This window comes from Streptomyces sp. BF23-19 (assembly GCF_041106355.1).
In the GTDB taxonomy this organism is placed as follows: Bacteria; Actinomycetota; Actinomycetes; order Streptomycetales; family Streptomycetaceae; genus Streptomyces; species Streptomyces virginiae_A.
In genome coordinates this window covers 22,499-35,574 of the sequence record NZ_JBGBPT010000018.1, presented here as the reverse complement: position 1 = coordinate 35,574, position 13,076 = coordinate 22,499, and the positions used below count along the sequence as shown (strand labels likewise).

Below are 13,076 nucleotides of genomic sequence, written 5' to 3'. Positions count from 1 at the left end.
CACAGCAGAGTTGCGCGGGTGCATCCAACCCGAACCACGACAACGCTGCTGCTCGGAGTCGCCTGCGCCGTCTCGGCGGTCTCCGGCTGTGTGAATGTGAGCCCCGGACCCGTGCAGCCCGCGGCGGCCCCCGCCGCCGGGGAATCGCCCCGCCATGAGCCGCGTGGCGGGCCCGGGGCCGCCTCCGTGGTCGTCCGGGCGCCCGCCCTGGAGGCGCTGGAGGCGGTGGAGAACGCCCCGGGGGCGCCTGCGGCCCCGGCGGCCCCCGCGCCCGCCCAGCGGTCGGCGCAGCGCCCCGTACCGGGCGGCTCCGGTGGGCCCGTACGGGAGGCGCCGCCGGTCCCGGACATCCCGGAGCCCCGACGGGCCGCCGAGCCCGTCTCCGGGCGCCCTGGCGGCCGTCCGCAGCGTCCCCGGCCCGACGCCGAGGTGGAGCGTGAGCTGATCCGCAAGCTTCCGGTGCGGCCGGCCGATGTGTGCGCGCTGGGCCGCAGGCACGGCCACTGGCATCCCGACAGTCCGGAGGCCCGGATCTGCTCGGGCGACCACGGGGACTGACCGAGCGCGGGCCCAGGGGTGTCCTACGGGGACTGCTCGGGGAACGGCCGGGGTCCGGGGCCGGGCCCCGGCCCGGCTCCCGGTTCCTCGGCCAGCCGCCGCTCCAGCCGGGCGATGGCGGCCCGTACCCCGTTCCCGTACCCGTCGTCGGACAGCGCCGCGGTGGCCGCGCGGGCCCGGGCCAGGTGGATCCGGGCCGCCTCCGGCCGCTGCAGTTTCACGTAGTCGGCGGCCAGGCTCAGGTGCAGGGACGGGTAGAACACGCGCATCGCCGGATGCGACTCCCCCCGTGCGGGCCGCCCGTCCTGGGGCGGCCCGGTCCCGGGCCCGTCGTCCGGCCCGTCGTCCGGCCCGTCACCCGGCCCGTCGGTGGCGGCAGCGGTCAGGGCGCGCAGGTCCCAGGCCAGCTCGTCGGCCGGATCGTCCTGGGCGTCGGCCATGTAGTGGGCCAGGGTGCACCGGTGGAGGGAGTCCCCCTCCTCGCCGATCTCGGACCAGATCTCCCCGAGCCGGTTGCGGGCCTCCTCACGGTCCCCGGCGTGCAGCAGGATGACCGCTTGGCCGATCCTGGTCATGACGGCGTCCTCCGACGCCTCCTGCTGCTCCGTCACGGCGGCCTCCGGCTTGCTCTGCCAGACCTGCTCCGGTCTGATCATCTAGAAGCTAGCCGGAGGTACCGGCAATGGCGCCGAGGCGCGGGGGGAGGTCAGCCGAGGTTGGGAATCCGCCAGTCGATCGGCTCATGTCCCTGGGCGGCGATGGCCTCGTCGATCTGCGTGAAGGGCCGGGATCCGAAGAACTTCTTGGCGGACAGCGGGGAGGGGTGAGCGCCCTTGACGACCACGTGCCGGTCCTCGTCGATCAGCGGGAGCTTCTTCTGGGCGTAGGCCCCCCAGAGGACGAAGACGGCCGGGTCGGGCCGCTCGGACACCGCGCGGATCACGGCGTCGGTGAACTTCTCCCAGCCCTTGCCCTTGTGCGAATTGGGCTCGGCCTCCCGGACCGTGAGCACCGCGTTGAGCAGCAGGACGCCCTGCTCGGCCCACGGCATCAGGTATCCGTTGTCCGGGATCGGCAGGTCGAGCTCCTCCTTCATCTCCTTGTAGATGTTGCGCAGCGAGGGCGGGGTCTTGACCCCGGGCTGCACGGAGAAGCACAGGCCGTGGCCCTGACCGGCGCCGTGGTAGGGGTCCTGGCCGAGGACGAGGACCTTCACCCGGTCGAAGGGAGTGGCCTCCAGGGCCGCGAACACCTGCTCGCGGGGCGGGTAGACCGGCCCGTTCGCCCGTTCCTTCTCGACGAACTCGGTGAGTTCTTTGAAGTAGGGCTGGTCCAGTTCTCCGCCGAGGACGGGGAGCCAGGACTCGGGCAGCATCTGGGTCACGGCGACAACCTCCGGTACAAGTTCGTGCAACTGCTCCAGAACCTACCGGGACCCACTGACAATGCGTCGGCCGCCCATGGCGGCCGACGCATCGGTGCACGTACTACCAGCTGGTCTTGCGGTAGAACTCCCACATCTGCATGACGGTCTGCGGGTCCAGCGCCCGCTCGGCGCCCGCGATGTCCTCACGGGCCGCGACATACAGCTTGCCCTGCCACAGGGGCAGCAGCCGGACGTCCTCGGCGAAGATCTTCTGGGCCTGCTCGAATTCCTGCACGCCGGCCGAGCGGTCGCCCTCGCGGCGGGTCTTCGGCAGCAGCTCGGTCAGGATCTCGTTGGGCTCGTACGGGGTGCCGACCGCGTTCTCCTTGCCGACGAACGGCGCGATGAAGTTGTCCGGGTCCGGGAAGTCGGGGAACCAGCCGCGGCCGAAGATCGGGTACTCACCGCTCTTGTAGCCGGTCTGGAAGGTCTTCCAGGGCTGGCTGCGCAGGGTGATCCGGAACAGCTGGCTCTCGTCCAGCTGCCGCTTGAGCTCGGTGAACTCGTCGGCGGTCGAGGAGCCGTATCGGTCGGTGGTGTACCAGAAGGTCAGCTCGACCGGCTGGGTGATCCCGGCGTCCCTGAGGATCTTCTTGGCCTTGGCGACGTCCGCCCCGCCGTACTTGTCGTAGAAGGGCGTCTTGTGGCCGACGACCCCCTTGGGGACCATCGAGTACAGCGGCTCGGCGGTGCCCTGGTAGACCTTGGAGACGAGCGCACCGCGGTCGACGATCTGGGCGATGGCCTGGCGGACCGGGAGCTTGGCGACCGCGGGGTCCTTGGGGTTGAAGACCAGGTAGCGGATCTCGGCGCCGACGTTCTCGACGACCTGGACGCCCAGTGCGTGCGCCGCGGGGGTCTGGAGGTCGGTGATCTCCGGGGCCGACAGGCCTCGGTAGGTGGCGTCGATCTCCTTCGCCTTCAGCGCCGCGACCATCTTCGGGGAGTCCGCGAAGTAGCGGATGGTCACGGCCTTGTTCTTGCGGTTGGCGAAGCCCGTGTAGCTCGTGTTGGTGGTGAGCACCGCCTCGGCGCCCTCCTTGTACGAGTCGAGCACGTACGGGCCGGAGCCGGTGACCTTGTCGCCCTCGCGGACCTTGTCGGCCGGGTAGTCCTTGGGCGCGACGAGCGAGGCGGCGGGCGAGCCGAGGACGTACGGGAAGGTGGCGTCCGAAGTGTTCAGGTGGAAGACGACCGTCAGCGCGTCCGGCGTCTCGATCTTGTCGAGGGTGCCGAAGAGTCCCTTCGGGCCGACGTTGGAGCCGATGGTCCTGATCCGGTCGAGGGAGTGCTTGACCGCCTTGGAGTCGAGCGGCTCGCCGTTGGAGAACTTCAGGCCCTTGCGCAGGGTGCACCGGTAGGCCTGGCTCGCCGCGTCCGTGAACTCGCAGCTCTGGGCCGCGTCGGGCTGGGGCTTGCTGGAGCCCGTCGGGAAGGCCAGCAGGGTCTGGTAGACGTTCCGGTACAGCTCCCAGGAGCCGTCCCACGCGGCCGCGGGATCGAGGGTGCTCGGTGCGCTCGTGGTACCGACGACGATCCTCTTCATATCGTCGCCGTCGTCCTCCGACAGCAGGCCGCATCCGGCGAGCAGGGATATGGACGCAAGGGCCGCAGAGATCTGCAGGCATCTGGTCCGGTTGAACACGTGCACGCTCCTCGATCAGCCAGGGGTGCGGCAGACCCTACCGCAGTGCCCCACGAATCCAATGGGTTGGTTTCGTGAGGCACTTGACCGGTTCCGTGCATATTCGTTACGCATTTACCTCCCTTTCGGAGGCAAATACGTCCGATTATCGGTCAGTGGACCCCGGCATTGAGGAACATCCCGCCATCGACGACGAGAGTTTGCCCGGTGATCCATTCCGCTTGTGCAGATGTCAGGAACGCCGCCGCCCCGCCGATGTCCTCCGGGAGCCCGAGCCGGCCGAGCGGATAGGCCGCCGCCGCCTCCTGCTCCCGGCCCTCGTAGAGCGCCTGCGCGAACTTCGTCTTGACCACCGCGGGCGCGATCGCGTTCACCCGCACCCCGGGCGCCATCTCGTGCGCGAGCTGGAGGGTGAGGTTGACCATGGCGGCCTTGCTCATCCCGTAGGCGCCGATGAAGGGCGAGGCGGAGACCCCGGCGATGGACGCGATGTTCACGATCGCGCCGCCGTTGTCCTTCTGCCAGGCGTGCCAGGTCCGCTGGGCGAAGCCGAGCGCCGAGATCACATTGGTCTCGAAGACCTTGCGTGCCACCCCGAGGTCCAGGTCCGCGATCGGCCCGAAGACGGGGTTGGTGCCGGCGTTGTTCACCAGGAAGTCGACGCGGCCGAAGGCCTCCATCGTGCGCTCGACGGCGACGGCCTGGTGGGCCTCGTCGTGCGCCTTGCCCGCCACACCGATCACCCGGTCCGCACCGAGCCGCTCGACGGCCTCCTTGAGGGCCTCCTCGTTGCGGCCGGTGATGCAGAGCCGGTCGCCGCGGGCGACCAGCGCCTCGGCGACGCCGTAGCCGATACCCCGGCTCGCCCCGGTGATCAGCGCGACCTTGCCGCTGTCGATACCGCTGTACGTCATGTCCTACGCCCTGCCTCTCGTGGAACCGTCAGTTGAGCGGGCCGCCGGCCACGTACATGACCTGGCCGGAGACGAAGCCCGCGGCCTCGCCCGTGAAGAAGGCGATGGCGTTGGCGACGTCGTCCGGACGGCCGACGCGCTGGACCGGGATCTGGGTGGCGGCGGCCGCCTGGAAGTCCTCGAAGCCCATGCCGACGCGGGCGGCCGTCTGGGCGGTCATCTCGGTGGCGATGAAGCCGGGGGCGACGGCGTTGGCGGTGACGCCGAACTTTCCGAGCTCGATGGCGAGGGTCTTGGTGAAGCCCTGCAGGCCGGCCTTGGCGGCGGAGTAGTTGACCTGGCCGCGGTTGCCCAGCGCCGAGCTGCTGGAGAGGTTCACGATGCGGCCGAACTTGGCCTCCACCATGTGCTTCTGACAGGCCTTGGACATCAGGAAGGCACCGCGCAGGTGCACGTTCATGACGGTGTCCCAGTCGGTCTCGGTCATCTTGAACAGCAGGTTGTCGCGCAGTACACCCGCGTTGTTGACCAGGATGGTCGGGGCGCCGAGCTCGCTCGCGACGCGCGCGACGGCCGCCTCCACCTGCGCGCCGTCGGAGACGTCGCAGCCGACCGCGAGGGCCCTGCCGCCGGCGGCCTTGATGGCCTCCACGGTGTCCTTGCAGGCCGCCTCGTCGAGGTCGAGTACGGCGACGGCACGGCCCTCGGCGGCCAGCCGTACGGCGGTGGCCGCGCCGATGCCCCGGGCCCCTCCGGTCACGATCGCGACGCGCTGCTCGGTGGTGGACATGCTGGATCTCCTCGCCCTTGAGAGGCGGTCACCCAGAGGTGAGCAACCGCTTAGTAGCTTCAGCTGAGGAGACGCTAGGAGCCCTGGCACCCGGTGTCAACGCCAGGCGGGTCGACCCCGTCGGCGTCGCAGCCGCGGGGGCGCCGGGCGGGGGTCAGGAGCCAGGTCCCGGGGGCGGGCGTCCGGGGGCGGGGCCCCGGCCCGACGTCAGCGGACCAGCAGGTCCAGCAACCGCTCCACCTCCGCCGCCGGATCGGCCGTCAGGCCGGTGTGCACCGGACCCGGCTGCACCACGGTGCTCCGCGGCGCGATCAACCAGCGGAACCGCCGCCCCGCGTCGTCACCCGCCGCCTGCCCCGCGTCGGACCCGCCGCCGCACACGCCCTCGACCCCGCGCAGGGCGGCTCGTACCCCGGCCACATCGGCCCCGGGGTCCAGCGCGAGGAGCTTCGCCTCGTCGAGGTGGGTGCGCGCGGCGACGTAGGTGTGCGCCCGGCAGTAGACGATCACGCCGGCGTTGAAGCACTCGCCCCGTTCCATCCGGGGCACCACACGCACCAGCGCGTACTCGAACACGTCCCGCTTGGTCACTCGCTGTCGCTCTTCTTCTTGTGGGTCTTGTGGGGCCATTCCGGCAGGTGGTCGGTGAGCCAGCCGGGAGGTCCGGCGGGCGTCTTCACCTCCGCCTCGAGCGAGATCCTCTCGTGGATCGTGGCCGCGCGCGGCAGCAACGCCTCCACATAGGCGCGCCGCAGCGCGTCGGTGGAGTCGAATCCCGGCTCGTCGACCAGCCACTCGTCGGGGACGTCGGCCGCGACCTCCGTGAGCAGTTCCTCGGTCACCAGCGGCGCGAGCGCGGCGGCCGCCGCGGCGATGTCCGGGCCCACGGGGGCCAGTACGTGGTCGGAGGCGTTGTAGGGCTTGGCGGCCGCGGCCGCCGCGGTGGGCCAGTTGTGGTGCCAGATCATGGTGGCGCCGTGGTCGATCAGCCAGACGTCCCCGTGCCAGACCAGCATGTTCGGGTTGCGCCAGGAGCGGTCGACGTTGTTGATGAGGGCGTCGAACCAGACCACGCGCCCCGCCTCGACCGGGTCCACCTGGTACGCCAGCGGGTCGAAGCCGATCGAGCCGGGCAGGTAGTCCATGCCGAGGTTGAGCCCGCCGCTGGCCTTGAGCAGCTCCTGGACCTCCTGGTCGGGCTCTCCGAGCCCGATCACGGGGTCGAGCTGCATCTGCACCAGCCGTGGGACCCGTAGCCCCAACCGCTGGGCCAGGCGGCCGCAGATGACCTCGGCGACCAGGGTCTTGCGGCCCTGGCCGGCTCCGGTGAATTTCATGACGTAGGTACCGAGGTCGTCGGCTTCGACGATCCCTGGGAGCGAGCCGCCCTCACGCAGGGGCGTGACATAACGGGTCGCGATCACTTCGGACAGCATCCGCCCAGATTACGGCGGTCAGGCCGCGGGGGCCCACCGCATGAGCAGTTCCTCGGTCGTGGTGACGGACGCCACCAGCGCGAGGGAGTTGCGGATCACCTCGGCGGTGCAGGAGGCGGGCACCCCGGCGATGGCGTCGGCCGGAACCACCACCTGGTAGCCGAGGTTCACGGCGTCGAAGACGGTGTTCGGGACGGCGATGTTGGAGGAGACCCCGGTGACGACGAGGGTGCGGATGCCGAGGTTGCGCAGCAGGGCGTCGAGATCGGTTCCGGCCATCGGGGAGAGCCCGTGCAGCCGGCGCACCACCAAGTCCTGCTCGGCGACCACGATGGGCGCGGCGACCTCCACGGCCCGGCTCCCGGTCAGTTGGCGCACGGGCAGCCGCCCCGCGGCCCGGAACAGCCGGGCGTTGGTGTTCGCGCCGAGCCCGTCGGGCCGCCGTTCGGCGACCGCGTGCAGCACCTGTACGCCGGCCCCGCGCGCGGCGTCGACCAGCGCGGCCACCCGCTCCAGCATCCCCGAGTCCTGGGCCTCCTCGGCGAGCTCGGGCAGCGCGCTCTCCTCGCCCACGACCCCGTTCTGGCACTCGACGGTGAGCAGCGCGGTGGTGGCGGGATCGAGATCGGGCATGGCTCCCCCTGGCGTGGCGACGGAAGAGCCCTCATGATTCCTGACACACAGTCAGATGTGAAGGGGTGCAGGACGGATGGACGTGGACGGGGCACGAACCGGAACCTCGCAGCGGCGGGGCCGGCGCATCATGATGAGCGACGAGGAAGTGGACGTCTTCCTGCGCGAGCAGAAGACCTGCCGGGTCGCGACGGTCTCCCCCGACGGGCGCCCGCACGTGGGCGCCCTGTGGTTCGCGTGGGACGGCAGCTCGCTGTGGCTGTACTCGATCACGCGCAGCCGCCGCTGGTCCGACCTGAGCAAGGATCCGAGGATCTCGGTGGTGGTGGATTCCGGCGAGTCGTACGACGAACTGCGCGGGGTGGAACTGTCCGGCAGCGCCGTCTTCGTGGGTGAGGCCCCGCGGACCGGCGAGCCCTGCCCCGAGCTCGCGGAGGCCGAGCGGATCTTCCCGGTCAAGAACTTCGGCATCGAGGAGATGCCGTACGACGGGCGGCACGCCTGGATCCGCCTCACGCCGGAGTCGGTGGTCTCCTGGGACTTCCGCAAGCTGTAGCGGACACCGTCAGCGCCCTCGGTGGAGGTCGGCGGCCGCCTGCCGAAGGCTGTCGACCGCGGCCCGGATGGAGGGCCGGCGGTCGGCGTCCGCGCGCCAGACGGCGTACACGTGGCGGCGTACGCTGTCGCACACCGGCAGCAGTCGCACGCCCGGCGGCACCGGGCCGCGGCCCAGTTTCGGCGCCACGCACACGCCGAGTCCGGCCTCCACGAAGGCCAGCTGGGTGTGGTGCTCCTCGGCGATGTGGGCGATGCGCGGCTCGATGCCCGTACCGCGCAGGGTGAAGACCAGCCACTCGTGGCAGAACTGCCCCTCGTTCCAGGAGATCCAGTCGTCGTCGCCGAATTCGGCGAGGGAGATCCCGGCCGCGCCGGGGCTCCCGGTCCGGTCGGCCAGCCGGTGGCCGGCCGGGACCGCGATGTCGACGGTGTCGTCCAGCAGGTGGGTCCGGGTCAGCTCGGCGGGCACCGGCATCCGCTTGTTGTTCCAGTCGATCGCCAGGGCCAGGTCGAGGTCCCCGCGCACGACGGCCGCCATGCTCTCCTCGGGCTCCTGTTCGCGCACCCGGACCCGCAGCTCCGGATGCCCGGCCCGCAGTGCGGCCAGGGCCTGGGGCAGCAGCCCGCGCATGGCGGTCGGGAAGGCGCCGATCCGCAACTCGCCCACGGCGCAGCCCCGCTGGGCCTCGACGTCGGCCTGGGCGAGTTCCACCTGGGAGATGATCCGGGCAGCGTGGTCGGCGAGCAGCCGCCCGGCGTCGGTGAGCCGGACCCCGCGTCCGTTCCTGGCCAGCAGCGGCTGTCCGACCTCGCGCTCCAACTTGGCCAGCTGCTGGGACACGGCGGACGTGGTGACGTGGAGGCCGTCGGCCGCGCCGCTGACCGAGCCGTGGCGGGCGAGGGCGTCCAGGGTGCGCAGGCGCTCCAGGTTCAACATGTAAGCAATGCTACGGCGTCACCCCGAGAAACTTTCGCTTGTCCTACGAAGTTGATACGAGCAAAGTAAGGGGCATGAGCGCACCGACCACCCCCGGGCCGACCCTCCCGGCCGCCGCCACCTCGCCGGCATCCACCTCCCCGGTCTCCCCTACCGCGACCACCGCCGCCCCCACCACCGGCCGGCGCCGGGGCGGCCTGCTGGACTGGCGGGTCCGGTTCGCGATCCTCTCGGTGATCTGGGGCTTCAGCTTCCTCCTGATCAAGGTCGGCACGGAGGCGTACGCGCCCTTCCAGGTGGCACTGGGCCGGGTCCTGTTCGGCGCGCTCGCCCTCCTGACCGTGCTGCTGGTCCGCCGCGAGCCGCTCCCCCGGGGCCTGCGCACCTGGGGCCACCTGACCGTGGCGGCGCTCCTGCTCAACACCGCCCCGTTCTCGCTCTTCGCATATGCGGAGCTGAGCATCCCCTCCAGCCTGGCCGGCATCTGCAACGCCACCTCGCCGCTGTGGGGCATGGCGCTGTCGCTGGTCGCCCTGTCCGAGGACCGCCCGACGCGCCGCCGCTTCGCCGGGCTGGGCCTGGGCTTCCTCGGCGTCCTGACCGTGCTCGGTGCCTGGCAGGGCTTCTCCGGTGTCGACGCCAAGGGCACCGCGTTCGCCCTGCTGGCGTCCCTCTGCTACCCCATCGGCTGGATCTACGTCCGCCGCACGCTGGCCGGGACCCCCGGCTCCCCGGTGGCCCTGACCGGCGGGCAGCTCATGATCTCCACGCTGCAGCTGGCGCTGGTGAGCGCCGTGTTCACCTCGGCGCCGACCTCGTTCCCGCTCTGGCCGACCCTGTCGGTGATCGCGCTGGGCGCCCTCGGCACGGGCATGGCCCTGCAGATGCAGTACGGGCTGGTGACGGAGGTCGGCCCGACCACCGCCCAGATGGTCACCTATTTCATCCCGGTCATCGCCACCACGGCGGGCGTCCTGGTGCTCGGCGAGCAGCTGCACTGGAACACCCCGGTCGGCGCCGCGATCGTCCTGGCCGGCGCGGCCCTCACCCAGACCCGCCCCGGGGCCCGTAGGCCCGCCTGACCCGGCCAGGAGGTCCGCCGCGGTCACTCGTGGCGCACCCCCGCCGCCCCGACACTGACCGCCGCGGCCACCGCGTCGGCCAGGCCCGGCACCTCGTCGACCGCCAGCTGTGACACCGTCAGCCGCACCCCCGGCCCGGCCTCGACCCGGAAGATCGCCCCGGCGGACACCGCCCAACCGGCGGCGAGCAGCCGCGTCACCACCACCGTCTCGTCGACCACCGGCACCCAGACGTTGAGGCCGCTGCGCCCGTGCGCCCGGACCCCCCGCTGCCGCAGGGCCTCGACCAGTGCGTCCCGCCGCCCCGCGTACGACCGGGCCACCGTCGCCGTGTCCACCGCGCCCGAGGTCCACAGCTCCACCACCGCGTACTGCAGCAGCCGGCTCACCCAGCCGGGCCCGAGCCGCTGCCGACCCCGCAACCGGTCCAGCGTGACCGCGTCGCCCGTCAGCACGGCGAGCCGCAGGTCCGGCCCGTAGGCCTTCGCCGTGGAGCGCACCAGTACCCAGTGCCGGGTCACCCCGCCCAGCGGATGCAACGGCAGGTCGACGAACCCGTTCCCGTGGTCGTCCTCGATCAGCAGCACCTCGGGGTGGTCCGCCAGCAGGGCCCGCAACCGGCGCGCCCGCTCCGCGCCGACCGCGGCCCCGGTCGGGTTCTGCGCCCGCGAGGTCACCACCAAGGCCCGCGCCCCGGCCTCCAACGCCCGGGCCACCGCGTCGCCGCGGGGCCCGTCGTCGTCCACGGCCACCGGCAGTACGCGCAGGCCGAGCGCCGGGACCAGGTCCAGTGCCCCGCCCCATCCCGGGTCCTCGATCGCCACCGCGTCGCCCGGCCGCAGATGGGCGCCGAGCACCCGTTCGATCGCGTCCAGCGCACCCGAGGTCACCGCCACCGGCCCCGGCGGCACCCCGTCCGCGTCGAAGCCGGCCCGGGCCAGTTCGGCGAGCTCCGGAGCGACCGGGCCCGCCCCGTAGAGGGTCGGCGCCTGCGCGTACCGCCGGGCGGCCGCCGCGAGCGGCCCCTCCAGCGAGGGGAGCAGGGACACGTCCGGACTGCCCTCGGCGAGGTCCCGTACGCCCTCGGGCACCGCCATCCGCAATGCGTCCCGCGGCGTGCTCGACGGGCGGGCCCGCACCCGACTGCCGCGCCGCCCGTCGGTCTCGATGACCCCGCGCTCGCGCAGCGTCCGGTAGGCGGCGGCCACGGTGTTGGGGTTCACCCCCAGATCGCCCGCCAGCTCCCGCATCGGCGGCAGCGGTGAACCCGGTGGGAGCGCGCCCGATGCCACGCCCGTCTCCACGCCCGCGGCGATATCAGCTGCACGACGTCCTGTGATCCGATACTCTCCTAGCACAAACAACATTATGCACTAGTGCAATGGAGTTCGCACCATGACCGCCACGCCTGCCACGGAGACGCCCGGGACGAGCACGCAGAGGACCGACGGAACCGGGTCGACCGGAAGCTACGAGCCCACCGACCTCACCGTTCCCAGCCGCTCCCGCGACCGGGCGCGCTACGACCGCGAGACGGTGCACTCGATACTCGACGCGGCCTACATCTGCCACCTCGGCTTCGTCCGCGACGGCGCACCCGTGGTCCTGCCCACGCTGTTCGCCCGGGTCGGCGAATCGCTGTACATGCACGGCTCGACCGGCTCCCGCCCGCTGCTCGCGGCCCGCCGTACGGACCCGGGCCTGCCCGTCTGTGTGACGGTGACGCACGTCGACGCACTGGTCCTGGCCCGCTCGGCGTTCCACCACTCGCTCAACTACCGCTCGGTGGTCGTCCACGGCACCGCCCACCAGGTCACCGACGAGGCCGAGTGCCGGATCGCCCTGGACGCCATGGTCGACGCCGTCGTCCCGGGCCGCTCCGCCGACGTCCGGCCCGCCAACGCCAGGGAACTCGCCGCCACCGCGGTGATCCGCGTGGACCTCTCCGAGGTGTCCGCCAAGATCCGCAGCGGCCCGGTGAACGACGACGCCGAGGACCTGGACCTGCCCCACTGGGCGGGCGTGGTCCCGGTGGCCCCGGCGTACGGAACCCCGGTGCCGGACGCGGACCTGGCTCCCGGCACCGCCGTCCCGAACTACCTCAGCGCGCTCTGAGGGGCGCGCCGCTCGGGGGTGGGCGCGGTCGTCGCCGGCCGACGGGCCTCCGCCACGATCAGCGCGCCCACCGCCGTCAGCAGCAGTACGGTGCCCAGCACCACGGCGCCGGTCAGCCGCTCCCCGAGCAGCAGGACGGCGATCACCGCCGCGCTCACCGGCTCGATCAGCATGATCACCGACACGGTCGCGGCCCGTACCGCGGCGGCGCCGGTGAAGTAGAGCGCGTACGCCAGCGCGGTCGGCACGGTGGCGACGTACACCAGCAGCCAGAGCACCCGTCCGAGATCGGCGGTGTGCGGCAACAGCCCCTCCACCGCGGCGAGCGGCAACAGGCACACCGTGCCCACCGCGACCGACCAGGCGGTGGTCACCAGCGGGTCCCCGCCCGCCCCGCGCTGCCCGAGCCACCGGGCCCGCAGGGTCATCCCCGCGTACCCGGCGGCCGACAGCAGCGCCCAACCGACACCGAGCGGCCGCACCTCGCCGCCGCCGCTGCCCAGCACCAGTACGGCGAGCCCGGCCAGGGCGCCCACGACGGCGGTCACGCCACCGCGGCCGAGCCGCTCGCCCATCCAGTACCGGGCCCCCAGCGCGATGATCACGGGCCCGGCGCCGAGGGTGACCACGGTGCCCACCGCGAGCCCGGTCTCCCGCACGGCGGCGAAGTAGGCGGCCTGGAAGAGGGTGAAGAGGAGCCCGGTCCCGATCAGCGAAGCCGCCGAGGGCCGCACCCGCCCCGGGACGGCCCTGGACCCGCGTACGGCGAGCACGCCGAGCAGCACCACGAGCCCGCCCGCGCACCGCCAGAAGGACAGGGCGAGCGGGCCGAGGTCACTGGCCAGGAAGAGGAGGGAGGCGGCCGCCCCGGCGGTGCCCCAGGCGGCTCCGGCGACGACGAGGTACAGCAGACTGCGCCCGGCAGCGGGCGAATGGTTCGACACAGAAGTCTCCGCGCATGCGTGAAGGATGAAAGAAGCAG

At 72.3% G+C, this 13,076-nt stretch carries 15 protein-coding genes; 4 read left to right on the top strand and 11 right to left on the bottom strand.

What is annotated here, in order from left to right:
* Window positions 1-18: 18 nt before the first annotated feature.
* A complete protein-coding gene (locus AB8A24_RS13100; RefSeq protein WP_328964186.1) occupies window positions 19-558 on the top strand; it encodes a hypothetical protein in 540 nt (179 codons plus the stop codon).
* A gap of 23 nt (window positions 559-581) precedes the next feature.
* Here AB8A24_RS13100 and AB8A24_RS13095 read toward each other — a convergent pair whose 3' ends face one another.
* The 8 genes from AB8A24_RS13095 to AB8A24_RS13060 form a co-directional block, all read right to left on the bottom strand.
* Complete coding sequence (locus AB8A24_RS13095) at window positions 582-1,169, bottom strand: hypothetical protein (RefSeq protein WP_369475751.1); 588 nt, start codon at window positions 1,167-1,169, stop codon at window positions 582-584.
* A gap of 95 nt (window positions 1,170-1,264) precedes the next feature.
* Window positions 1,265-1,933 carry a uracil-DNA glycosylase gene (locus AB8A24_RS13090; protein ID WP_328966058.1) on the bottom strand — a complete coding sequence of 223 codons (669 nt, stop codon included), beginning with the start codon at window positions 1,931-1,933 and terminating at the stop codon, window positions 1,265-1,267.
* Window positions 1,934-2,045: 112 nt separating this feature from the next.
* Window positions 2,046-3,629 carry an ABC transporter substrate-binding protein gene (locus tag AB8A24_RS13085; protein ID WP_328964185.1) on the bottom strand — a complete coding sequence of 528 codons (1,584 nt, stop codon included), beginning with the start codon at window positions 3,627-3,629 and terminating at the stop codon, window positions 2,046-2,048.
* A 152-nt stretch (window positions 3,630-3,781) separates the two neighbouring features.
* Entirely contained in the window at window positions 3,782-4,543 is a 762-nt protein-coding gene (locus tag AB8A24_RS13080) for an SDR family oxidoreductase (RefSeq protein ID WP_030770413.1), read from the bottom strand.
* A gap of 28 nt (window positions 4,544-4,571) precedes the next feature.
* The gene (gene fabG, locus AB8A24_RS13075; protein ID WP_328964184.1) at window positions 4,572-5,333 is read right to left on the bottom strand and encodes a 3-oxoacyl-ACP reductase FabG; all 762 of its coding nucleotides are present in this window, start codon (window positions 5,331-5,333) and stop codon (window positions 4,572-4,574) included.
* A gap of 207 nt (window positions 5,334-5,540) precedes the next feature.
* Complete coding sequence (locus AB8A24_RS13070) at window positions 5,541-5,924, bottom strand: DUF3037 domain-containing protein (protein WP_328964183.1); 384 nt, start codon at window positions 5,922-5,924, stop codon at window positions 5,541-5,543.
* Window positions 5,921-6,769 (bottom strand): HipA family kinase, encoded by an 849-nt coding sequence (locus AB8A24_RS13065; protein ID WP_030009795.1) that lies wholly within the window; start codon window positions 6,767-6,769, stop codon window positions 5,921-5,923. The genes AB8A24_RS13070 and AB8A24_RS13065 overlap by 4 nt, the downstream gene beginning before the upstream one ends.
* An 18-nt stretch (window positions 6,770-6,787) precedes the next feature.
* Window positions 6,788-7,402, bottom strand: coding sequence for a cysteine hydrolase (locus AB8A24_RS13060; RefSeq protein ID WP_369475674.1), 615 nt, complete (start codon window positions 7,400-7,402; stop codon window positions 6,788-6,790).
* Between the two features lie 130 nt (window positions 7,403-7,532).
* Between AB8A24_RS13060 and AB8A24_RS13055 the strand changes: the two genes are divergently transcribed.
* On the top strand, window positions 7,533-7,958 hold the full coding sequence (locus AB8A24_RS13055) for a pyridoxamine 5'-phosphate oxidase family protein (RefSeq protein ID WP_369475748.1): 426 nt from the start codon (window positions 7,533-7,535) through the stop codon (window positions 7,956-7,958).
* Window positions 7,959-7,967: 9 nt separating this feature from the next.
* On the opposite strand, the gene AB8A24_RS13050 is transcribed toward AB8A24_RS13055, so the two are convergent.
* The gene (locus tag AB8A24_RS13050) at window positions 7,968-8,897 is read right to left on the bottom strand and encodes a LysR substrate-binding domain-containing protein (protein WP_369475672.1); all 930 of its coding nucleotides are present in this window, start codon (window positions 8,895-8,897) and stop codon (window positions 7,968-7,970) included.
* Window positions 8,898-8,971: 74 nt separating this feature from the next.
* On the opposite strand from AB8A24_RS13050, the gene AB8A24_RS13045 reads away from it, so the two are divergent.
* A complete protein-coding gene (locus tag AB8A24_RS13045; RefSeq protein ID WP_328964180.1) occupies window positions 8,972-9,979 on the top strand; it encodes a DMT family transporter in 1,008 nt (335 codons plus the stop codon).
* Window positions 9,980-10,002: 23 nt separating this feature from the next.
* On the opposite strand, the gene AB8A24_RS13040 is transcribed toward AB8A24_RS13045, so the two are convergent.
* A complete protein-coding gene (locus AB8A24_RS13040; protein WP_369475670.1) occupies window positions 10,003-11,346 on the bottom strand; it encodes an aminotransferase class I/II-fold pyridoxal phosphate-dependent enzyme in 1,344 nt (447 codons plus the stop codon).
* A gap of 28 nt (window positions 11,347-11,374) precedes the next feature.
* On the opposite strand from AB8A24_RS13040, the gene AB8A24_RS13035 reads away from it, so the two are divergent.
* Window positions 11,375-12,094 (top strand): pyridoxamine 5'-phosphate oxidase family protein, encoded by a 720-nt coding sequence (locus tag AB8A24_RS13035; RefSeq protein ID WP_328964178.1) that lies wholly within the window; start codon window positions 11,375-11,377, stop codon window positions 12,092-12,094.
* Here the strand turns inward: AB8A24_RS13035 and AB8A24_RS13030 are convergent.
* Entirely contained in the window at window positions 12,076-13,038 is a 963-nt protein-coding gene (locus AB8A24_RS13030) for an EamA family transporter (protein ID WP_328964177.1), read from the bottom strand. The genes AB8A24_RS13035 and AB8A24_RS13030 overlap by 19 nt on opposite strands.
* Window positions 13,039-13,076 lie beyond the last annotated feature (38 nt).